Annotated in this window: 20 protein-coding genes; 17 read left to right on the plus strand and 3 right to left on the minus strand. The window is 37.5% G+C overall.

What is annotated here, in order from left to right; translation table 11 throughout:
* Positions 1-115: 115 nt before the first annotated feature.
* A complete protein-coding gene (locus QMD21_04955) occupies positions 116-1501 on the minus strand; it encodes a tRNA(Ile)(2)-agmatinylcytidine synthase (protein ID MDI6856112.1) in 1386 nt (461 codons plus the stop codon).
* Positions 1502-1585: 84 nt separating this feature from the next.
* Between QMD21_04955 and artA the strand changes: the two genes are divergently transcribed.
* Genes artA through QMD21_04975 form a run of 4 tightly spaced genes read left to right on the plus strand, consistent with a single transcriptional unit; the run spans position 1586 to position 5192 of the window.
* A complete protein-coding gene (gene artA, locus QMD21_04960; protein MDI6856113.1) occupies positions 1586-2842 on the plus strand; it encodes an archaeosortase A in 1257 nt (418 codons plus the stop codon).
* Positions 2839-3504, plus strand: a complete 666-nt coding sequence (pssA, locus tag QMD21_04965) for a CDP-diacylglycerol--serine O-phosphatidyltransferase (GenBank protein MDI6856114.1) — start codon at positions 2839-2841, stop codon at positions 3502-3504. The genes artA and pssA overlap by 4 nt, the downstream gene beginning before the upstream one ends.
* 33 nt (positions 3505-3537) lie before the next feature.
* On the plus strand, positions 3538-4086 hold the full coding sequence (locus tag QMD21_04970) for an NTPase (GenBank protein MDI6856115.1): 549 nt from the start codon (positions 3538-3540) through the stop codon (positions 4084-4086).
* 2 nt (positions 4087-4088) lie between these two features.
* Positions 4089-5192, plus strand: a complete 1104-nt coding sequence (locus tag QMD21_04975) for a tRNA (guanine(10)-N(2))-dimethyltransferase (GenBank protein ID MDI6856116.1) — start codon at positions 4089-4091, stop codon at positions 5190-5192.
* Here the strand turns inward: QMD21_04975 and QMD21_04980 are convergent.
* A complete protein-coding gene (locus QMD21_04980; GenBank protein ID MDI6856117.1) occupies positions 5175-5399 on the minus strand; it encodes a hypothetical protein in 225 nt (74 codons plus the stop codon). The genes QMD21_04975 and QMD21_04980 overlap by 18 nt on opposite strands.
* 101 nt (positions 5400-5500) lie before the next feature.
* Between QMD21_04980 and QMD21_04985 the strand changes: the two genes are divergently transcribed.
* The 6 genes from QMD21_04985 to QMD21_05010 all read left to right on the plus strand — a co-directional run bounded on the left by QMD21_04985 (position 5501) and on the right by QMD21_05010 (position 10522).
* Complete coding sequence (locus tag QMD21_04985) at positions 5501-6481, plus strand: polyprenyl synthetase family protein (GenBank protein MDI6856118.1); 981 nt, start codon at positions 5501-5503, stop codon at positions 6479-6481.
* Positions 6478-8151, plus strand: a complete 1674-nt coding sequence (locus tag QMD21_04990; protein ID MDI6856119.1) for a glutamate--tRNA ligase — start codon at positions 6478-6480, stop codon at positions 8149-8151. The genes QMD21_04985 and QMD21_04990 overlap by 4 nt, the downstream gene beginning before the upstream one ends.
* A 64-nt stretch (positions 8152-8215) precedes the next feature.
* Positions 8216-8794: a magnesium transporter gene (locus tag QMD21_04995; protein MDI6856120.1), complete on the plus strand. Its 579-nt coding sequence runs from the start codon at positions 8216-8218 to the stop codon at positions 8792-8794.
* A 3-nt stretch (positions 8795-8797) separates the two neighbouring features.
* The gene (locus tag QMD21_05000; protein ID MDI6856121.1) at positions 8798-9358 is read left to right on the plus strand and encodes a magnesium transporter; all 561 of its coding nucleotides are present in this window, start codon (positions 8798-8800) and stop codon (positions 9356-9358) included.
* Positions 9355-9951 carry a TrkA C-terminal domain-containing protein gene (locus QMD21_05005; protein ID MDI6856122.1) on the plus strand — a complete coding sequence of 199 codons (597 nt, stop codon included), beginning with the start codon at positions 9355-9357 and terminating at the stop codon, positions 9949-9951. Before QMD21_05000 ends, QMD21_05005 begins: the two co-directional genes overlap by 4 nt.
* A complete protein-coding gene (locus tag QMD21_05010; protein ID MDI6856123.1) occupies positions 9914-10522 on the plus strand; it encodes a PhoU domain-containing protein in 609 nt (202 codons plus the stop codon). The genes QMD21_05005 and QMD21_05010 overlap by 38 nt, the downstream gene beginning before the upstream one ends.
* Here the strand turns inward: QMD21_05010 and QMD21_05015 are convergent.
* Entirely contained in the window at positions 10519-12519 is a 2001-nt protein-coding gene (locus QMD21_05015; GenBank protein MDI6856124.1) for a PKD domain-containing protein, read from the minus strand. The genes QMD21_05010 and QMD21_05015 overlap by 4 nt on opposite strands.
* Before the next feature lie 123 nt (positions 12520-12642).
* Between QMD21_05015 and QMD21_05020 the strand changes: the two genes are divergently transcribed.
* The 7 genes from QMD21_05020 to QMD21_05050 all read left to right on the plus strand — a co-directional run bounded on the left by QMD21_05020 (position 12643) and on the right by QMD21_05050 (position 15234).
* Entirely contained in the window at positions 12643-12900 is a 258-nt protein-coding gene (locus QMD21_05020) for a hypothetical protein (protein ID MDI6856125.1), read from the plus strand.
* Between the two features lie 9 nt (positions 12901-12909).
* Positions 12910-13443 (plus strand): winged helix-turn-helix transcriptional regulator, encoded by a 534-nt coding sequence (locus QMD21_05025; GenBank protein ID MDI6856126.1) that lies wholly within the window; start codon positions 12910-12912, stop codon positions 13441-13443.
* A gap of 94 nt (positions 13444-13537) precedes the next feature.
* Positions 13538-13909, plus strand: coding sequence for a 50S ribosomal protein L7Ae (gene rpl7ae / locus QMD21_05030; GenBank protein MDI6856127.1), 372 nt, complete (start codon positions 13538-13540; stop codon positions 13907-13909).
* Between the two features lie 7 nt (positions 13910-13916).
* Positions 13917-14129 (plus strand): 30S ribosomal protein S28e, encoded by a 213-nt coding sequence (locus QMD21_05035; protein ID MDI6856128.1) that lies wholly within the window; start codon positions 13917-13919, stop codon positions 14127-14129.
* 4 nt (positions 14130-14133) lie between these two features.
* Positions 14134-14304 (plus strand): 50S ribosomal protein L24e, encoded by a 171-nt coding sequence (locus QMD21_05040; GenBank protein MDI6856129.1) that lies wholly within the window; start codon positions 14134-14136, stop codon positions 14302-14304.
* The gene (gene ndk / locus QMD21_05045; GenBank protein ID MDI6856130.1) at positions 14301-14714 is read left to right on the plus strand and encodes a nucleoside-diphosphate kinase; all 414 of its coding nucleotides are present in this window, start codon (positions 14301-14303) and stop codon (positions 14712-14714) included. Before QMD21_05040 ends, ndk begins: the two co-directional genes overlap by 4 nt.
* Before the next feature lie 157 nt (positions 14715-14871).
* Positions 14872-15234 carry a hypothetical protein gene (locus tag QMD21_05050; protein ID MDI6856131.1) on the plus strand — a complete coding sequence of 121 codons (363 nt, stop codon included), beginning with the start codon at positions 14872-14874 and terminating at the stop codon, positions 15232-15234.
* The last annotated feature ends 47 nt before the right edge of the window (positions 15235-15281 follow it).

A 15281-nucleotide genomic window follows, 5' to 3' on the forward strand; every position in this document is an offset into this window, starting at 1 on the left:
ATGATTTACCCAAAGGTTACCTCTGGAGCGACAAATTCACTCGGAGGTTTCTTCAATCTCCCCTGGGTCAAGGGGGTGAAGCGCCCCTTCAGCTTATAAAAACGTTGCAAATGTTTTACTTTACACTGATTCTTTTTAAAGGCTTGCTCAAATGACGTCTTGCGCATACAGGCACTTCATAAAAGCCTTCCTTTATCATGCGCTCTACCTTTGTATATTGAATATCTTTGGTTTTAGTACCGCACTTCTTACACCTATACCCTTTATCTTTGCCTATAGATTTCATTTTACTACCACACTTGCAAATTGGTACTAGTTTTTTTCTAACTTCAACGAGCTTGGTAACTTTGATTTTCTCGATGTTAAGAGTAAAAGGATAACTTTTTATACTGCCGTAGATAGTAACCTCATCACCTGGCACTAAACTCCTTATTACAGTTCTGAAATTTTTTGTGGGTTCGTAGGCAGCACATTCTACACTTAAACTCCGCACATAGCTTCCATCGTGAAATCTCGACGAAGAGGTTCTGGTGCGGAGTTTACCGCTACCAGTAATTTTAAAAAATACATGTCCCCCAGTAATTGTTTTAGGCGTGCTAGCTACGATGCCTGACACTATTGCAGATTTATAAGGCGCTAGCTCTGCAATTTTCATTTTCTCTAAATGATCATCACTACCTTGGTTCGTTTCAAAAATAACCCATCTATCTATCTTTTCTGACTTTATTGTTTTCATAGGCTCAATAAGCTCAGCGGTATTGGACCTTATTCCTAAAAGCACTGGACATAATGAATGAGGAGCAATTATTACTCTTTTATTTTCATAATCGTAATTATTAAAGGTCTGAGGGAAGTTTTTGTCCATACAAATAACAGAGTATTCATCAACTGCTCTAGTGCTACCCCATCTGGAGCGCTCTCTATAAGTAATAATTTCGTAAGTTCTATCTTTAGGGCGCCAGGCTATAGCAGCAGTAGCGCCAATAATGCCTCTACAATTTTTATAGCCTTTGTAAATAGCTCCTTTTATAAAAAGAGTTTCTTTTACCGTCTCCATATCGACAATACCCCGCACTCCTCGCCAGTATAATTTAGGAGATGGCTTACAAGCCATTAAAACGAGTCCGGGATTGGTGTTACCGTCATCAAACTCAGAATATCTTTCTATAATCTCTTGCGCTTTCTCAAATATTTTTTCTTTTACATCGTTGCCGCAGCCAATACCGTTATTATAAAATTCTCTTTCATAGCAGTAAATTGCTCTTCCACCAATCTCAGCTATTTGCAATTTTTTGCCTGCGCCTTTTCCTACTCTAATACAGATTGCGCCATTGCCACGAGTTTTCCAAGGAATGTTGGGATTTAGCCTTACAAGTCTAGGATAGCCTATAATATCAATAAAATTTTGCAGCTCAGCAATAATTTCTGTAGCAATATAGGTAGTGCACATACCTTTGACTGAATCTGTGTCATCTATTCCTATATACATCCTATGGTACATCTAGCATTTTCAGATATAAATATTTGGTCGCAGTTCGCAATAAAAAATTAAATTATATTAGAAGAGGATTTAAGACTAAAGAACATGAGTCAATTAATATCAGCGCTGCCGCTATTCTCAGGTCTTGTATTATTGGGGTGCAGATATTTTATTAAGAGGCGAGAAAATAAAATTTTGAGTTTTTTGGGCTATTTCCTTTTCAGCGCTTATTGGCTGCTACAAGTACCTTATTTTATTAAAGTTACTGATTGGGCAAACGCAATTTTCTGCTCATTAGCACTTCCTTTCTTCACCTATATAGCATATTACGAGTTGGTGCTGTTCGAACTCAAAAAAGAGCGTGAGGAGCTGCGCTTTCTGGCAGGCTGGTGCTCTTTCGCAGGGTTAATATATTTCAGTATAGAGAAAATATCGGTTTTAGCAGAATTTTTGATTAAACTTTGCGCGGAGCAAAGTGTCTGGCTACTCAATATCTTTGGATATAGTTATTATGTTGGCAAAGTAACGTATTATCCTGAGATCTCTTTTCCTATTGAAGGTACAGCTCAAGAAATACATCTGATACTTGCATGCACCGGTTTGCAGAGTATTGCTATTTTTGTAGGCGCAATTCTCTGCGTTAAAGCTGAATTAAAAAGAAAGTTTTACGCTTTTCTTGCAACCGCACCTGTAATTTGGGTTTTGAATTTAGTTAGGAACTCTTGCATCATCTACAGTGATGGAATTGGCTTAGACGCTAATTTCATACATAACAGTATTGGTAAGTTGGGCTCATTATTAGCTCTTATTGCGCTCGCTTTAGTAACGTTTAAGCTACTGCCAGAAGTTTATACTAATATTATAGCTTTGCTGGAACTCAAAAAAAATAAATTTTTCAGAGACCCTGAGCGTAAGATTGGCGGAGGTATTGTAGCGCCTGCAGATGGTAAAATAATAGAGTTAGAGGAAGCAGAAAAAACAAAAATTTCTATCTTCATGAGGCTCTGGGATGTGCATGTGAATAGAGTGCCACTGGCTTGCAAAGTAATAAAAATCGTTCGCAAGCATGGAAAATACTATCCTGCCTACAGCAACAAAGCTGTTGAGAATGAGAGAGTAGAGTTTGAGCTTGAAACCGAGATTGGGGTAGTGAAATTAGTTCAATTGGCAGGCATATTTGCAAGAAGAATCGAATGCTGGGTAAAAGAAAACGATATTCTTGAGAAAGGTCAAAGAATAGGAATGATAAGATTTGGGTCTAGAGTTGAGCTTTATTTGCCTGCCGAAAGGATAGATTTAAAAGTCAAGCTTGGCGATATTGTAATTGCTGGGGAAAGTACTATTGCAACTATAAAAGAATGAAGCTCGTATTTCCAGACTTTATCACTCTTGCAAATGCCTTGTTAGGCACGCTCGCCATAATGTATATTCTAGATGGTAATTGTAATTTAGGCATTTTTTTAATTTTGATTTGTATAATTCTAGATGGTATTGATGGCAAAGTTGCTAGAGCTCTTAGAAGGCAGCGCGAGCTCGGAAGATATCTCGACTCTTTAGCTGACTCTGTATCTTTCTGCTTGGCGCCTGCGATACTGCTTTACAAATCTTATTACTCGCTCGAACGCGGTAGCGCTTTCTACAACTTAGAAAACGCAATTGTAATTATCGTAATAGTTTTCGTTGTTGGATTTGGTGTTCTTAGACTCGCTAGATTTGCATATGAGAAAGAAAATAATTTAAGATTTTTTATTGGGCTACCGACCCCAGCACTTGCTTTCTTTATAGTTATTCTTTACAATTTACTCAATATACTTGCAATTACTCTACCAATCGGCATTATATCGTTCCTTATGCTCTCCAAACTAAAATACCCTAAAATAGAAGGGCTTGGCTATACTGCGGGTAGCTTGGTTGCGCTGCTCTTTGGAGCTCTTTCTTTTATCTATCAGTGGCTTGGCGTTATAGCACTCGCACTTATACTGACTTATATTTTAATACCTCTTTTCCAACAAAAAAGCAAATAAGTTGCTAAGTATATTACATATTTTAAAGTTAAAATGACGAAAGGCGTGAAGATAGGTATTACAGGCTTACCAAGCGCTGGTAAAACTCAAACTTTGCTTAAAGTTATTGAGATGCTGCAAGATGAGGATATGGTTGTTGGAGGAATGATTACGGAGCCTATAATAAAGAAGGGTAAAAGGCTAGGCTTCTACATCAAAGATTGGTTGAATAAAAGGGAGGGTGTTCTTGCACATGTAGACCTAGACTCTAAAGTAAGGGTCGGCAAATACGGCGTGAATATTGCTAACTTAGAAAAAATAGGTGTAACAGCTATTTCAGATGCAACTGAACGTGCAGAGGTTATCGTTGTAGACGAAGTTGGCAAATTGGAAGTGGAAAGCGATAAGTTTGTAGAGTCGGTAAAGAAAGCTCTCGATACAGATAAATCTGTTATATTAACGCTGCATAAAAAATCAAGGAATCCATTGCTCCAAGAAATAAGGAGGAGAGATGATGTGCGCATTCTAGAAGTAACGCCTATAAATCGCAGCTTGCTGCCTTATAAAATAATAAACTTGTTAAAAGGGAAAGATATTATCTGAGAGTGAAACTAAAACTCATTAAAGAAGGTCTAACAAAATTATACGTTCCTGAAGAGAGTCTTAAGTTTAGAGGGCCTGGTAGGGCAATAGCTGGCTTTTATAACCCTTTAATGGAATTCAGCAGAGATATTTCTGTGATTGTTGTTAATGCAGTAAAGCCTAGAAAAGGTCTTGATGGACTTGCTGCTTGCGGCGCTAGAGGTGTTAGATTTGCAAATGAAAGTAATGTCGAGGTAGTAGTCAATGATTTAAATAAGGAAGCTTTCAAACTTATTCTCAAAAACATAGTTCTCAACAATCTTAGCAATGCTTATGCAGAAAATAAAAATTTTAATATTGTAGTGAATGAAAGTTCCTATGATTATATAGACATAGATCCCTACGGTTCGCCCATCCCTTATCTCGATTCTGCTTTTAGAGTAGCAAGAAAAAACTCAATAGTCAGTATTACAGCGACAGACCTTGCAGTTTTATGCGGTACTCAGTCTAAAGCGTGTTTTAGAAAATATTTCTCGTTGCCGTTAAGAACAGAATATTCAAAAGAGCTCGGACTGAGAATATTATTGGCTACGTGCGCGCTAGATGCTGCGAAGTATGATAAATTCGTTGTTCCACTTCTATGCTATTACGCAGACCATTATTTCAGAGTATATCTTAAAATTGGTAAAGGCGCTAGAAAAGCTAATTTGATATTAAAAAATATTGGCTATTTAGAGCATGACTTTAAAACAGCAAAAAGAAAAATATTGACTTTACCTAAAAAAACAAAATATCAAATTGCAGGCCCTCTTTGGCTAGGTAAATTGTTTGAGTTCGAGTTCCTTAGTAAATTAAAAATTGAAGACTTTTTAGGCACAAAAAAAAGGGTTCAGAAATATTTAGAGCTTTGGAAAGAGGAAGCTAATGCTCACCCATTCTACTTTGAGCTAAACGAGCTCGCTAGAATTTTCAAAGTTTCTCCTATTAAACTAGAAAAGATTATAACGTTATTAAAAGAAAAAAAATTTAGTGCAACAAAGACTCATTTCAGTCCTACTGGTTTTAAGACGAACGCGGGTATAGAGGAGTTAAAAGAGATTTTTCTCCACTTACAGCACAGTCTCTAGCTTGAAAAGCACATTATAGCCCTTAAGCGCAGAATGTATCTTATCGCCAAACCAGATAATATCTCTTATGTTCGCGCTCCTACCCCAATCATATTCAAAATCGTAATTGCCCTGCACCGCAGTAAACCCTAAATTATATAGAATATTTGCAACATCACTCGGTCTTGCGCCCTCAGAGCTGAACATTATTGTCAGATAGGTCTTCATAGCGTTACCAATTCTGGATTAGATTAAGAATATTTAAATATTCAGTTTGTCAGCAGTTAAAAAACGAACAATTTAATTATATTACTGACTTATTTATTAATATGACTGAGACGAAAATTAAAAGTATTGTAAAGCTCGTAAATAAAGAGCTGAACGCAGGACTAAAATTCAGAGAGCCTTCTAACCTCTATAATGCAGCGAAATGGCTTATCAAAGCAGGCGGTAAAAGGCTTCGCCCAGTTTTAGCACTTTTGAGTTGCGAAGCAGTAGGTGGTAAAAAAGAAAATGCTTTGCCTTTTGCAGTGGCTCTAGAGCTTGTGCATAACTTCACTTTAATACATGACGATATAATGGATAAAGACGAGTTTAGAAGAGGCGTGAAAACAACACATATTGTTTTTGGCGAAAGCACTGCAATCAATGCTGGGGATGCTCTTTTTGCACTTGCTTTTGAAACACTTTCAAGTTTAGAGATAGATGATAAAAAAGTAAAAGAGCTTGTAGCTGAGTTTTCCAAAACTATAAGAGAGCTTGCAGAAGGCCAGCAGCTCGATCTCAACTTTGAAAAAAGGAAGGTTGTCACTCCCAAAGAATATTTTAAAATGATAGAGCTAAAGACCTCAAGGCTTTTCGAGCTCGCTACCAAAGGCGGCGCTGTTATAGGTAATGGTAGTAAAGCTCAGATAGAGGCGCTAGCGCAATACGGTAAATACCTTGGTCTTGGCTTTCAAATTTGGGACGACTTTCTGGGCATTGCCGGCAATCCAAAAAAAACAGGCAAGCCTGTAGGTAACGATTTGAGAACGGGTAAGAAAACACTTATTATAGCGCATGGTATCAGCAAGCTCAAAGGAAAAGATAGGAAGTATCTACTGAAAATTTTAGGTGATGAGAAAGCGACTAAAGGGGAGGTAGAGAGGGCAATTGAGCTACTCAAAGAAATAAGTTCCCTAGATTACGCTAGAGATGTAGCGATTACTTTTGCATCGAGAGCTAAGCAAGCGCTTAGCGCAATAAGCGCTTCAGAAGCTAAAGCTGCATTAGAGCTGATTGCGGATTATTCTGTAGGAAGGGATAGATGACAGAGCTAATCCGTAAATACGCTTTACAAAATGCAATTCTCCACAAAGGCAAAGCAGAGTTACAAGCGGTAGTAAGTAAAATAGTTGCAGAAAAGCCTGACTTAAAGCAGAAAATAAAAGAGCTTATCCCAGAAATTAAAAAAGTAGTCTCAGAAGTTAATTCAATTCCATTAGAGAAGCAAAAACAAGCGTTAGAGAAACTTGCACCTGAACTTTTGGTTAAGGAAAGAAGAGAGCTTGAGAAAAAACTTCCTGAGCTGCCAAACGTTGGTAAGAAAGTTATACTCCGGTTTGCACCAGGCCCTAGCGGGCCTTTGCATCTTGGTCATTCGAGAGCTGCTATACTCAATGACGAATATGCAAAAATGTATGGCGGTAAGCTCATAAATAGAATTGAAGATACAGACCCTGATAGAATAGATCCAAGCGCTTATGAGCTAATAAAAGAAGATTTGGATTGGCTTGAAATAAAAGCTCATGATACAGTTATTCAAAGCGATAGGTTTGAAATTTATTACGAGTATGCAAAAAAACTTTTAGAGCAAAACAATGCCTATGTGTGTAAATGCAATGCTAAAGATTGGCGTGCACTAAAATTGCAGAGCAAAGCTTGTGAGCACAGAAATCTGCCGATTGAAAAAAACTTAGAAGAATTTGATAAAATGCTAAGTAATTTTTACAAGCAAGAAGAAGCTTCTGTGATAGTAAAAACCGATCTCAGCGATCCAAATCCAGCACTCAGAGATTTTGTAGCGCTGAGAATATGCCAAACGCCACATCCAAAAACAGGCAATAAATACACAGTATATCCTTTAATGAATTTTGCAGTTGCTATTGATGACTACTTGCTTGAATTAACTCATGTGCTAAGGGGCAAAGACCATATAAACAATACTTACCGCCAAGCCCGGATATTTGACTATTTCAAATGGCGTAAGCCACAGTACATCCATTACGGCAGGGTTTCTATTGAGCAGGCGGTACTTAAAACTTCTAAAATCAAAGAAGGTATAAAGAGTGGTGTTTATGAATCCTGGAGCGATCCTAGATTGGCTACTTTATCAGCGCTCCGTAAGCGCGGTATTCATCCTAGAGCTATTAGAAATTTGTGGATAGCTACAGGTATAAAAGAAGTAGATATTCAACTAGCTTGGGAGAATTTATACACACTAAACAAGGAAATAATAGACAAGAGTGCAAATCGTTACTTCTTCGTCTGGAAACCTAAATTACTAGAAGTTACAGGTATAGATAGGCTTGAAGGGCATGCTCCTTTACATCCAGACTTCAAAGAAAGAGGGACAAGAAAAGTAGTGCTTGAAAAGCCAATAAAAGTATTTGTTTCTGAAGATGATTTAAAAGCTCTAAAAATAAATGATAAAATTAGATTGAAAGATTTATGCAATATCGAGTTAACCGCTAGGACCAAAGCTAAATATATAGGGCAAGATTTAGCAATTTTGAAAGAAGGCGCTAAAATAATTCACTGGGTAAACGCTAACGAAAATATTAAAACTAAAGTTATTTTACCAAATGCCACTATAGCAGAAGGATTTGCAGAAGAGCTTGTAAAAAAAGAGCTGGGCAATATCGTGCAGTTTGAGAGGTTTGGGTTTGTTAAAGTTAATAAATTAAATGAGTTTTTAATTTGTTATTTTGCTCATAGATGAAGAATTTGTTTGTTTACCTTGTTCCCTCGGCAATCATTATTATTCTTGAAAGCTATTTTTATTCGTGTCTAAGCAGAGGTTTAGGAAAAGTATTACAAAAAGAATTTTACGTGAAAGTTTACTTATATTTTTCGTTCTTGTTATTATTGACTTTTCTGGCGGTAGCATATTAGCTACACTAAGCTCTGCTTTCGAAACCGTCCCGGGACTTATTCTGATAATACCACCACTGCTTGATCTGCGCGGTAATATTAACGGAGCGCTTGGCGCTAGATTGGGCTCTGCATTCCATTTGGGTCTTGTAAATACTAGAAATATTTTCAATCGAGAGGTTAGGGAGAATTTGAAAGCATCTTTGATGCTAAGCGCTTTACTTTCTTTGTTCGCAGGCTTCTTCGCTTGCTGCATCTGCATTGTATTTGGATTTGCTATAGAGCCTTTTAAAGTAATTATAATAACATTTACTGCAGGCTCTCTTGCAGGCTTGCTCTTGACAGTGTTAACAGTTTTAATAGTATTTATTGCAGTTAAGCGCAGAGCAGATCCTGATAATGTCACTACACCGGCAATTGCGACTATCGGCGATTTATTAACTATCGTTTGCATATTCGCTGTAGTAGCATTATTAGAAAAAATTTGGTGAAAAATGGCGGTTTACAATGCAAAAACAATACTTAAAGAAAGCATCCCAATACTGATACTACTAGTCATAATAGGCACTTTCGGAGGCTTTGCTCTAAATTACAAACTTGAAAGTTTTGTAAAATACCCTGTACTTCTTCTGCTCATTCCTGTACTTAACGCTACATGCGGAAATTTAGCCTCTTTACTGTCTGCAAGATTATCCTCTGCGTTGCATACAGGCTATATAAAGCCAAAATTTTCGAGTAAAAGACTTAAAAATAATTTATATGCAACGGTAATACTTGCTATGATTGTTTTCGCTTTTCTTTGCTTCTTACTACTAATTATCTCTTTTATTCCAAACCTAAAGATTAATATCCCAGCAGTGAAATTAATTGTTGTGGTACTCGGCGCTGGAATAATGCTTCTAATTATAGTATGCTTTGCTGCAATTGCAATCTCAATACTATCGTTTAGAAGAGGTATAGACCCTGACAACACAGCTATTCCTATAGCAACTACAATAATCGATTTGGCAGGTATATGTAGCTTAATATTAATGATATGGGTTGTTAGGTTATGAAAGGCAAAGAGCCTGCAACTGTGCGAGAATTGCTTACTGAGATGAAGGATATCTCAGAGCTTATAGTAGACCTAGCATACTCGGCAGTAATACTTGATTCTAAAGAGATAGCAGAAGAAGTCAAACGTTTAGAAGAAAGAATGGATAAGTTGCTGTATGAAATAAGAGTTACTGCGATGGTAGCTGCAAGGAATCCAAGGCAAGCTCGCCAACTGGCTGGCTTACTCCAAGTTGCAGGCGCTGCGGAAGATATTTCTAACGCAGCTGGCGATATTATAAAGCTTTTAGATACAAGTATAGAGCATCGTCCATTTTTGCCAAGCTTATTTTCAAAAGCAGACGAAAAAATAAGGACTCTTGTAATAACTCAAAACTCAGATATGGTAGATAAAACGCTTGGAGAATTGGGTATTGAGAGTGAGACAGGCACTAGAGTTATTGCTATATGCAGAGGCGAAAAATGGCGCTACGCACCGCAAGATAGCTTCGTTTTGAAGACAGGGGATAGAATTGTTGTTAGAGGCGTTGAGGACGGCTACTTAAAGCTCAGAGAATATGCAGAAGGCAGAAAGAAATGGAAGGAGCTTGACTGAAATGAATATTGAGGATATGATAATTGAAATGAAGAATATATCTGAGCTGATGGTGGATTTAGCATATTCAGCTCTTTTTTATAATAATAAGGAGTTAGCTGAGGAGGTCTTGAAATTAGAAAATATTACTGACAAGCTACACGACGATATTCAGAGACTGGTTATTGAAAATACAATAAAGGAGGGTAATCCTGAGAGAGCTCTTGTGCTACTTAAACTTGCCACATCAACTGAGGCGGTTGCAGATGCAGCCTCAGAGATAAGTGATGCTGTTTTGCGCGGTATAGAGCCTCACCCTGTAATTGAACTTTCTATTTTAGAGAGCGATGCAATTATTACCAAAGCGCAAGTCTCTAACAGCTCTGTACTTGTAGGCAAAACATTAGGCGAGACTAAACTCGCTAGTAGGACAGGGATGTGGACTTTATTAATTGAGAGGGGCGGTAAGCTCATTATAGGGCCTAACGAGAATACAAAAATAGAAGTTAACGATATAATATTTGTTAAAGGTCCAAAAGAGAGCGAGAAAGATTTTATGAAAATTGCTAGCGGCAAGAAAAAGAAAATCTAAGTTGCTTTCTTTTTCTTAAAGTTGTAAAGGTACACTGCGGCTAGAACGATTATTATTATTGCCATACCTATTGCTAACCATGTATAATACTCTGGGATGGCAGGCGATATTTTCCTCGGAGCTTCTTGGATTGTTACCGTGTGCTCTGAGAAATACGGAACTTTGATTAGGATTATGAGTAGTTCGTTATCGACAGTCCAGTTTATATATTCTTGAGCCAAAAGCTGGTTGTCAAATAGCACTTCCAACCTACTAACGTTAATTGCCTCAGCAGGCAATACTATTCTTAAAGTTTTGTTTGCATCCTGTGCTGTGCCGCTAACTACAAGCTCGAGTTTTTTATCTACCGAAAATTGTTTCTTTACTCTTATACCCATTTCATGAGTTATCCAAACATTTGCACTGGTATTGTTATAGCCGGCAACAAGCACAAACCCAAATTCTCTCTCTAAATTTATTTGTTCCCCTAGTATAGTAAGCTGCATGCTGATATTTAGCTCGGGAGTGAGATTACCATAATAGCCAGTAAGATTCTTAAAATAGCTCATCCAGTTGTTTGCATAGCCAGCGAAGTTTTCAATATATAAGCTAATGTTTTGCTTATATTTTGTTATATTTTCCGGTGTCCACCGCTGTGTATAATTTTTAATCTCTTGATAATGCTCTTTGAGCTTTTCATAATATTCATCAAACTTTTCTTCAAGCGCGCTTGCATACTCTTCCCAAACCTTATATTTCTCAGACCACGTCTTATAATAAGCGGACCAATTCTGGGCTAGTATGTCAAGCAGTTCTTCTGTAAGATTGTTAATATCTCGGAGCCATTGTGTATAATTTGCAGAGAGGTTTGGCTCAGCAATACTCTCATTTAAACTTTCCAAATTCTCAAACAGCTCGGAGACATTTATTTGGGCAAGGGTTTGATTATGAGTCTGCCAGTTTTTGTAAGCACTAGTAATACTTCCTAACCCTTTAGACCAATTATACTTCGTGCTCCAGTTTTTGGTAAATCCGCCCCAGCCTTGCATAAATGAATGAATATATTCGATCCAACTACCGTAGTTTGTATTCCAATTATTATATACGCTCTCGAGATTTACATAGCAAGAGCTGTTCTGTTGATATTCTACCAATAGATTACTAACTGTAAAGTTCAGCTCTACAGTTCTATTTATCCAACATCCACAGATAGTAGTGAAATTATCTTTCCATTCTTGCCAATCTAGCGCTCCAAAAGTACAATTTCTTAAAGTTTCAATTTTATCTTTAAAGAACTGAACTTTTAGCTCCCAGAACTCATAAAGCTTCGAGTAACTTTCATTATAAGCGCTCAAATTCCACATACCGTCTTCAAAATAATCTGCGACGGTTAGGTTCTCTAGCGCGGAACAATTCTGCTTGATCTCAAGTATTATCTCTAATAGCTCTTCATAGTTTTGGGACCAGTTGCCTGATAAGTTTACCAAATACTCATAAGAAGTTATTGCTGAAGAATAGTTTGCTAAAAGCGCTTCATAATCACTCCAAAAATCTTCATATTCACTTAACCATGTAGAATAGTTAGCGCTGAACTGCTCGCATTGTTGAGCCCAATTATTGTAAAGCGTTGCCCAATACTCAGAAAGCACTATTACTGCAGTACAGTCGCTCTTTTTGATACTAGCGTTGTCTTCTACGATAAGTTCTACTATATAAAGCCCTGATAAGTTATATATCCAAGTTACATTCTGCTCGTACGCATCTATGGTAGTGTCACTGCCAAAGCTAAAATCTTCAAGTGACGCGTAAAAACGATTAAAATTCCAAGAGTAATTATAAGGTTCCTCGCCACCGATAGCGCTACCGGAGAAATTAACAGTCTCGTTAACGGAAACGATTTGCGCGTTACCAGCATCTGCTCTTAGAGGCTCTTTACTCGACACCCCGGCATGTACAAACGCAACTGAGAAAGCCATTAGGGTTACCAACAGTAGGGTAACAAATTTCGTTTTTCTCATTTTTATCACCTTCTGATATTATGGTATTTATAAGAGGTAATATAAATAAAATTTGGTACAAGTATCGAATACAAGCCCAAAACTATTAATATTCTTTGATTTATAAGCTACTCGGTGATCTGAATGGAAGTCCTAGAAATATTTCTGAGGATTTGTGTTGCAGGCTTTGCTTTGCTCTTGCTCTCTGTAGCGCTACTTTCCTATAAACGAACGAAGAACCTTAGAATTCTAGCAATTTCAGCATGTTTTCTAATATTCTTTATTAAAGGTCTTGTGCTGCTCTATGACGTGCTAAAGCCAACCTTTTATTACCCTATCCCTTTTTTATGCCTTGACTTTCTCATCCTAATAGTCCTCTATTTTGCTGTTGCTAAGAAGTAGGTATATAAGATGGAAGAGCGTGAAAAAGCTCTCGAACTTGAGAATAGGAGAAAAATTTATACCTACCTATCAAAATTCCCAGGCTGCTATTTTACAGAGCTCCAAAAAGGAGTGGGCTTAGAAACAGGGGTTTTGCAATATCATCTAAACTATTTGGAGAAGAAAGAGCTTGTAACTGTACGCAAGGAAGCTTATTACAAAAGATATTTTGCTGCTGGCAAGGTTATGCCTAAAGACAAAGAACTCATTTCGTTGCTAAGGCAAAAAATCTTACGCAAGATAGCTATACTTCTCATACTTAATCCTAAATCCAGTTATAAACGAATTGCCAGCCAGTTTAATATCTCATCGTCCACATTCTCCTATCATTTAAAAAAGCTCGTAGACAGCAATACAGTTAAAGTAGAGAAAAAAGGAGGAGAAACTTTTTACTCAATTAAAAATGAGGAAGATGTTTCTAGAATCTTGATAACATATCGACGTAGTTTCGCTGACGACGCTGTTGATAGGTTTGTTGAGGCTTGGTTAGAACTCCATGCGTAACTAAAATTTTATCATCGCAATATTTATTATTCTAGATAGGTATCCATTATCTCCCGACCGATGATGAACAAAACATGAAAGAGGTTGAAAATGTATGGCTAAACCAATATATGTAAGATTTGAAGTGCCTAAAGAGCTCGGCAATAAAATTTACGAGGCAATAGAGCTTGCACGCGATACAGGTAAGTTGAGAAGAGGTACAAACGAAGTAACAAAAGCGATAGAGCGTGGGATAGCTAAGCTTGTAGTAATGGCTGAAGACGTCGAGCCTCCTGAGATATTAGCTCATTTACCGCTACTGTGCGAGGAAAAAGGAGTTGCTTACGGATACGTACCTAAGAAGCAGGAGCTAGGAAGAGCTAGTGGTCTAGATGTAAGCTCTGCATCTGTGGCAATAACAGATCCGGGCAATGCTAAAGAATCTGTTGAAGAGATTATAGCTAAGCTGGCAGAGCTAAAAAAGTGATTAAAAAATGGTTGAAGAAGCCTACCCAGCAGAGATTGTAGAGGTAATGAAAGGAAAAGGTGGCATGACTGGCGAAATCAGTCAGGTGAAGGTAAGGATTCTTGAAGGTAAAGATAAAGGTAGAATAATTACTAGAAATGTTAAAGGTCCTGTAAGACTTGGCGATATTTTAATGCTTAGAGAGACTGCACGAGAAGCTAGAAAATTGGCACCAAGGTAAAAAAATGAGGGCATGCGCTTTTTGTACTAATATCATAGAGCCAGGTACTGGGAGAATGTATATAAAAAAAGATGCAACTATACTATTCTTCTGCTCTAACAAATGCTTTAAAAATCTATTAAAGCTAGGCAGAAATTCTAAGAAACTGAAATGGAGTAGAAAATCTAAGAAATGAGAGCTTTGGTTTTGCTAAAGCCTGACGCTGTCGAACGCAATATTATCGGCGAACTTATATCAAGGCTAGAGAATGAGAATTTAAAAATAGTAGCTATGAAAATGCTGAAAATGACTGAGCGCCAAGCAAGAAAGTTTTATTCAGTGCATAGAGGTAAAAGCTTCTATGAGAGCTTGGTCAGATATATTGCTTCAGGAGCTATCGTTGCTCTTGTAGTACAAGGCGAGAACGCTATTTTTAGAGTGCGCAAGCTCATGGGCGCTACAGACCCTAGCAAAGCTGAAAAAGGTACAATAAGGCAAGAATATGGTCTGAGCATTGAGAGAAACACAATTCACGGCTCTGATAGCTTAGAAAGTGCAGAGTACGAAACAAAAATAATTTTTAGTAAAAATGAGCTCGTCGAATAATACTTGTAACGAGTTTTGCGCTTCTTCTAGTTGCGCTTCCAGCATGCCCAGGGCATACTGGAAAATAACTATTGCATGACTTGCATTATGATAGAGCTAGGAGTGTTAGCCCTGCAAAGGGAGGGCGCTGAGCGTAAGAAGGAGGGAAGAGCTTGAATTGCTTGACGCCATTATTATACCAGGTGGCGAAAGCACCACTATCTCAAGACTTTTAGAAAATGCAAAAATGCTACACAAAAGAGCTCTTAATATTCCTATAATTGGTACTTGCGCGGGCTGCATTTTATTGGCTAAGGAAGTTGAAAATAGTGATGTGCACACTCTCGGCTTAATGGATATTAGAATATGGGGTAATTGCAAAGTACTTGCCAAACTTAACGATAAAATAGTTGCTGCGCAGCAGAATAATTTAATCGCGCTGGCTTTTCATCCTGAGCTTACAAACGATACTAGAATCCATAAATATTCTATAAAACTAACAAGAAAGCCCCTTCGGGGAAATTTAGATAGCTCCAGCTAATCTAAATGTAGTTCCAATCTTCTATTTTCTCACCAAAATTAATATCT

It is taken from the genome of Candidatus Thermoplasmatota archaeon (genome assembly GCA_030018475.1).
Lineage (GTDB): Archaea > Thermoplasmatota > JASEFT01 > JASEFT01 > JASEFT01 > JASEFT01.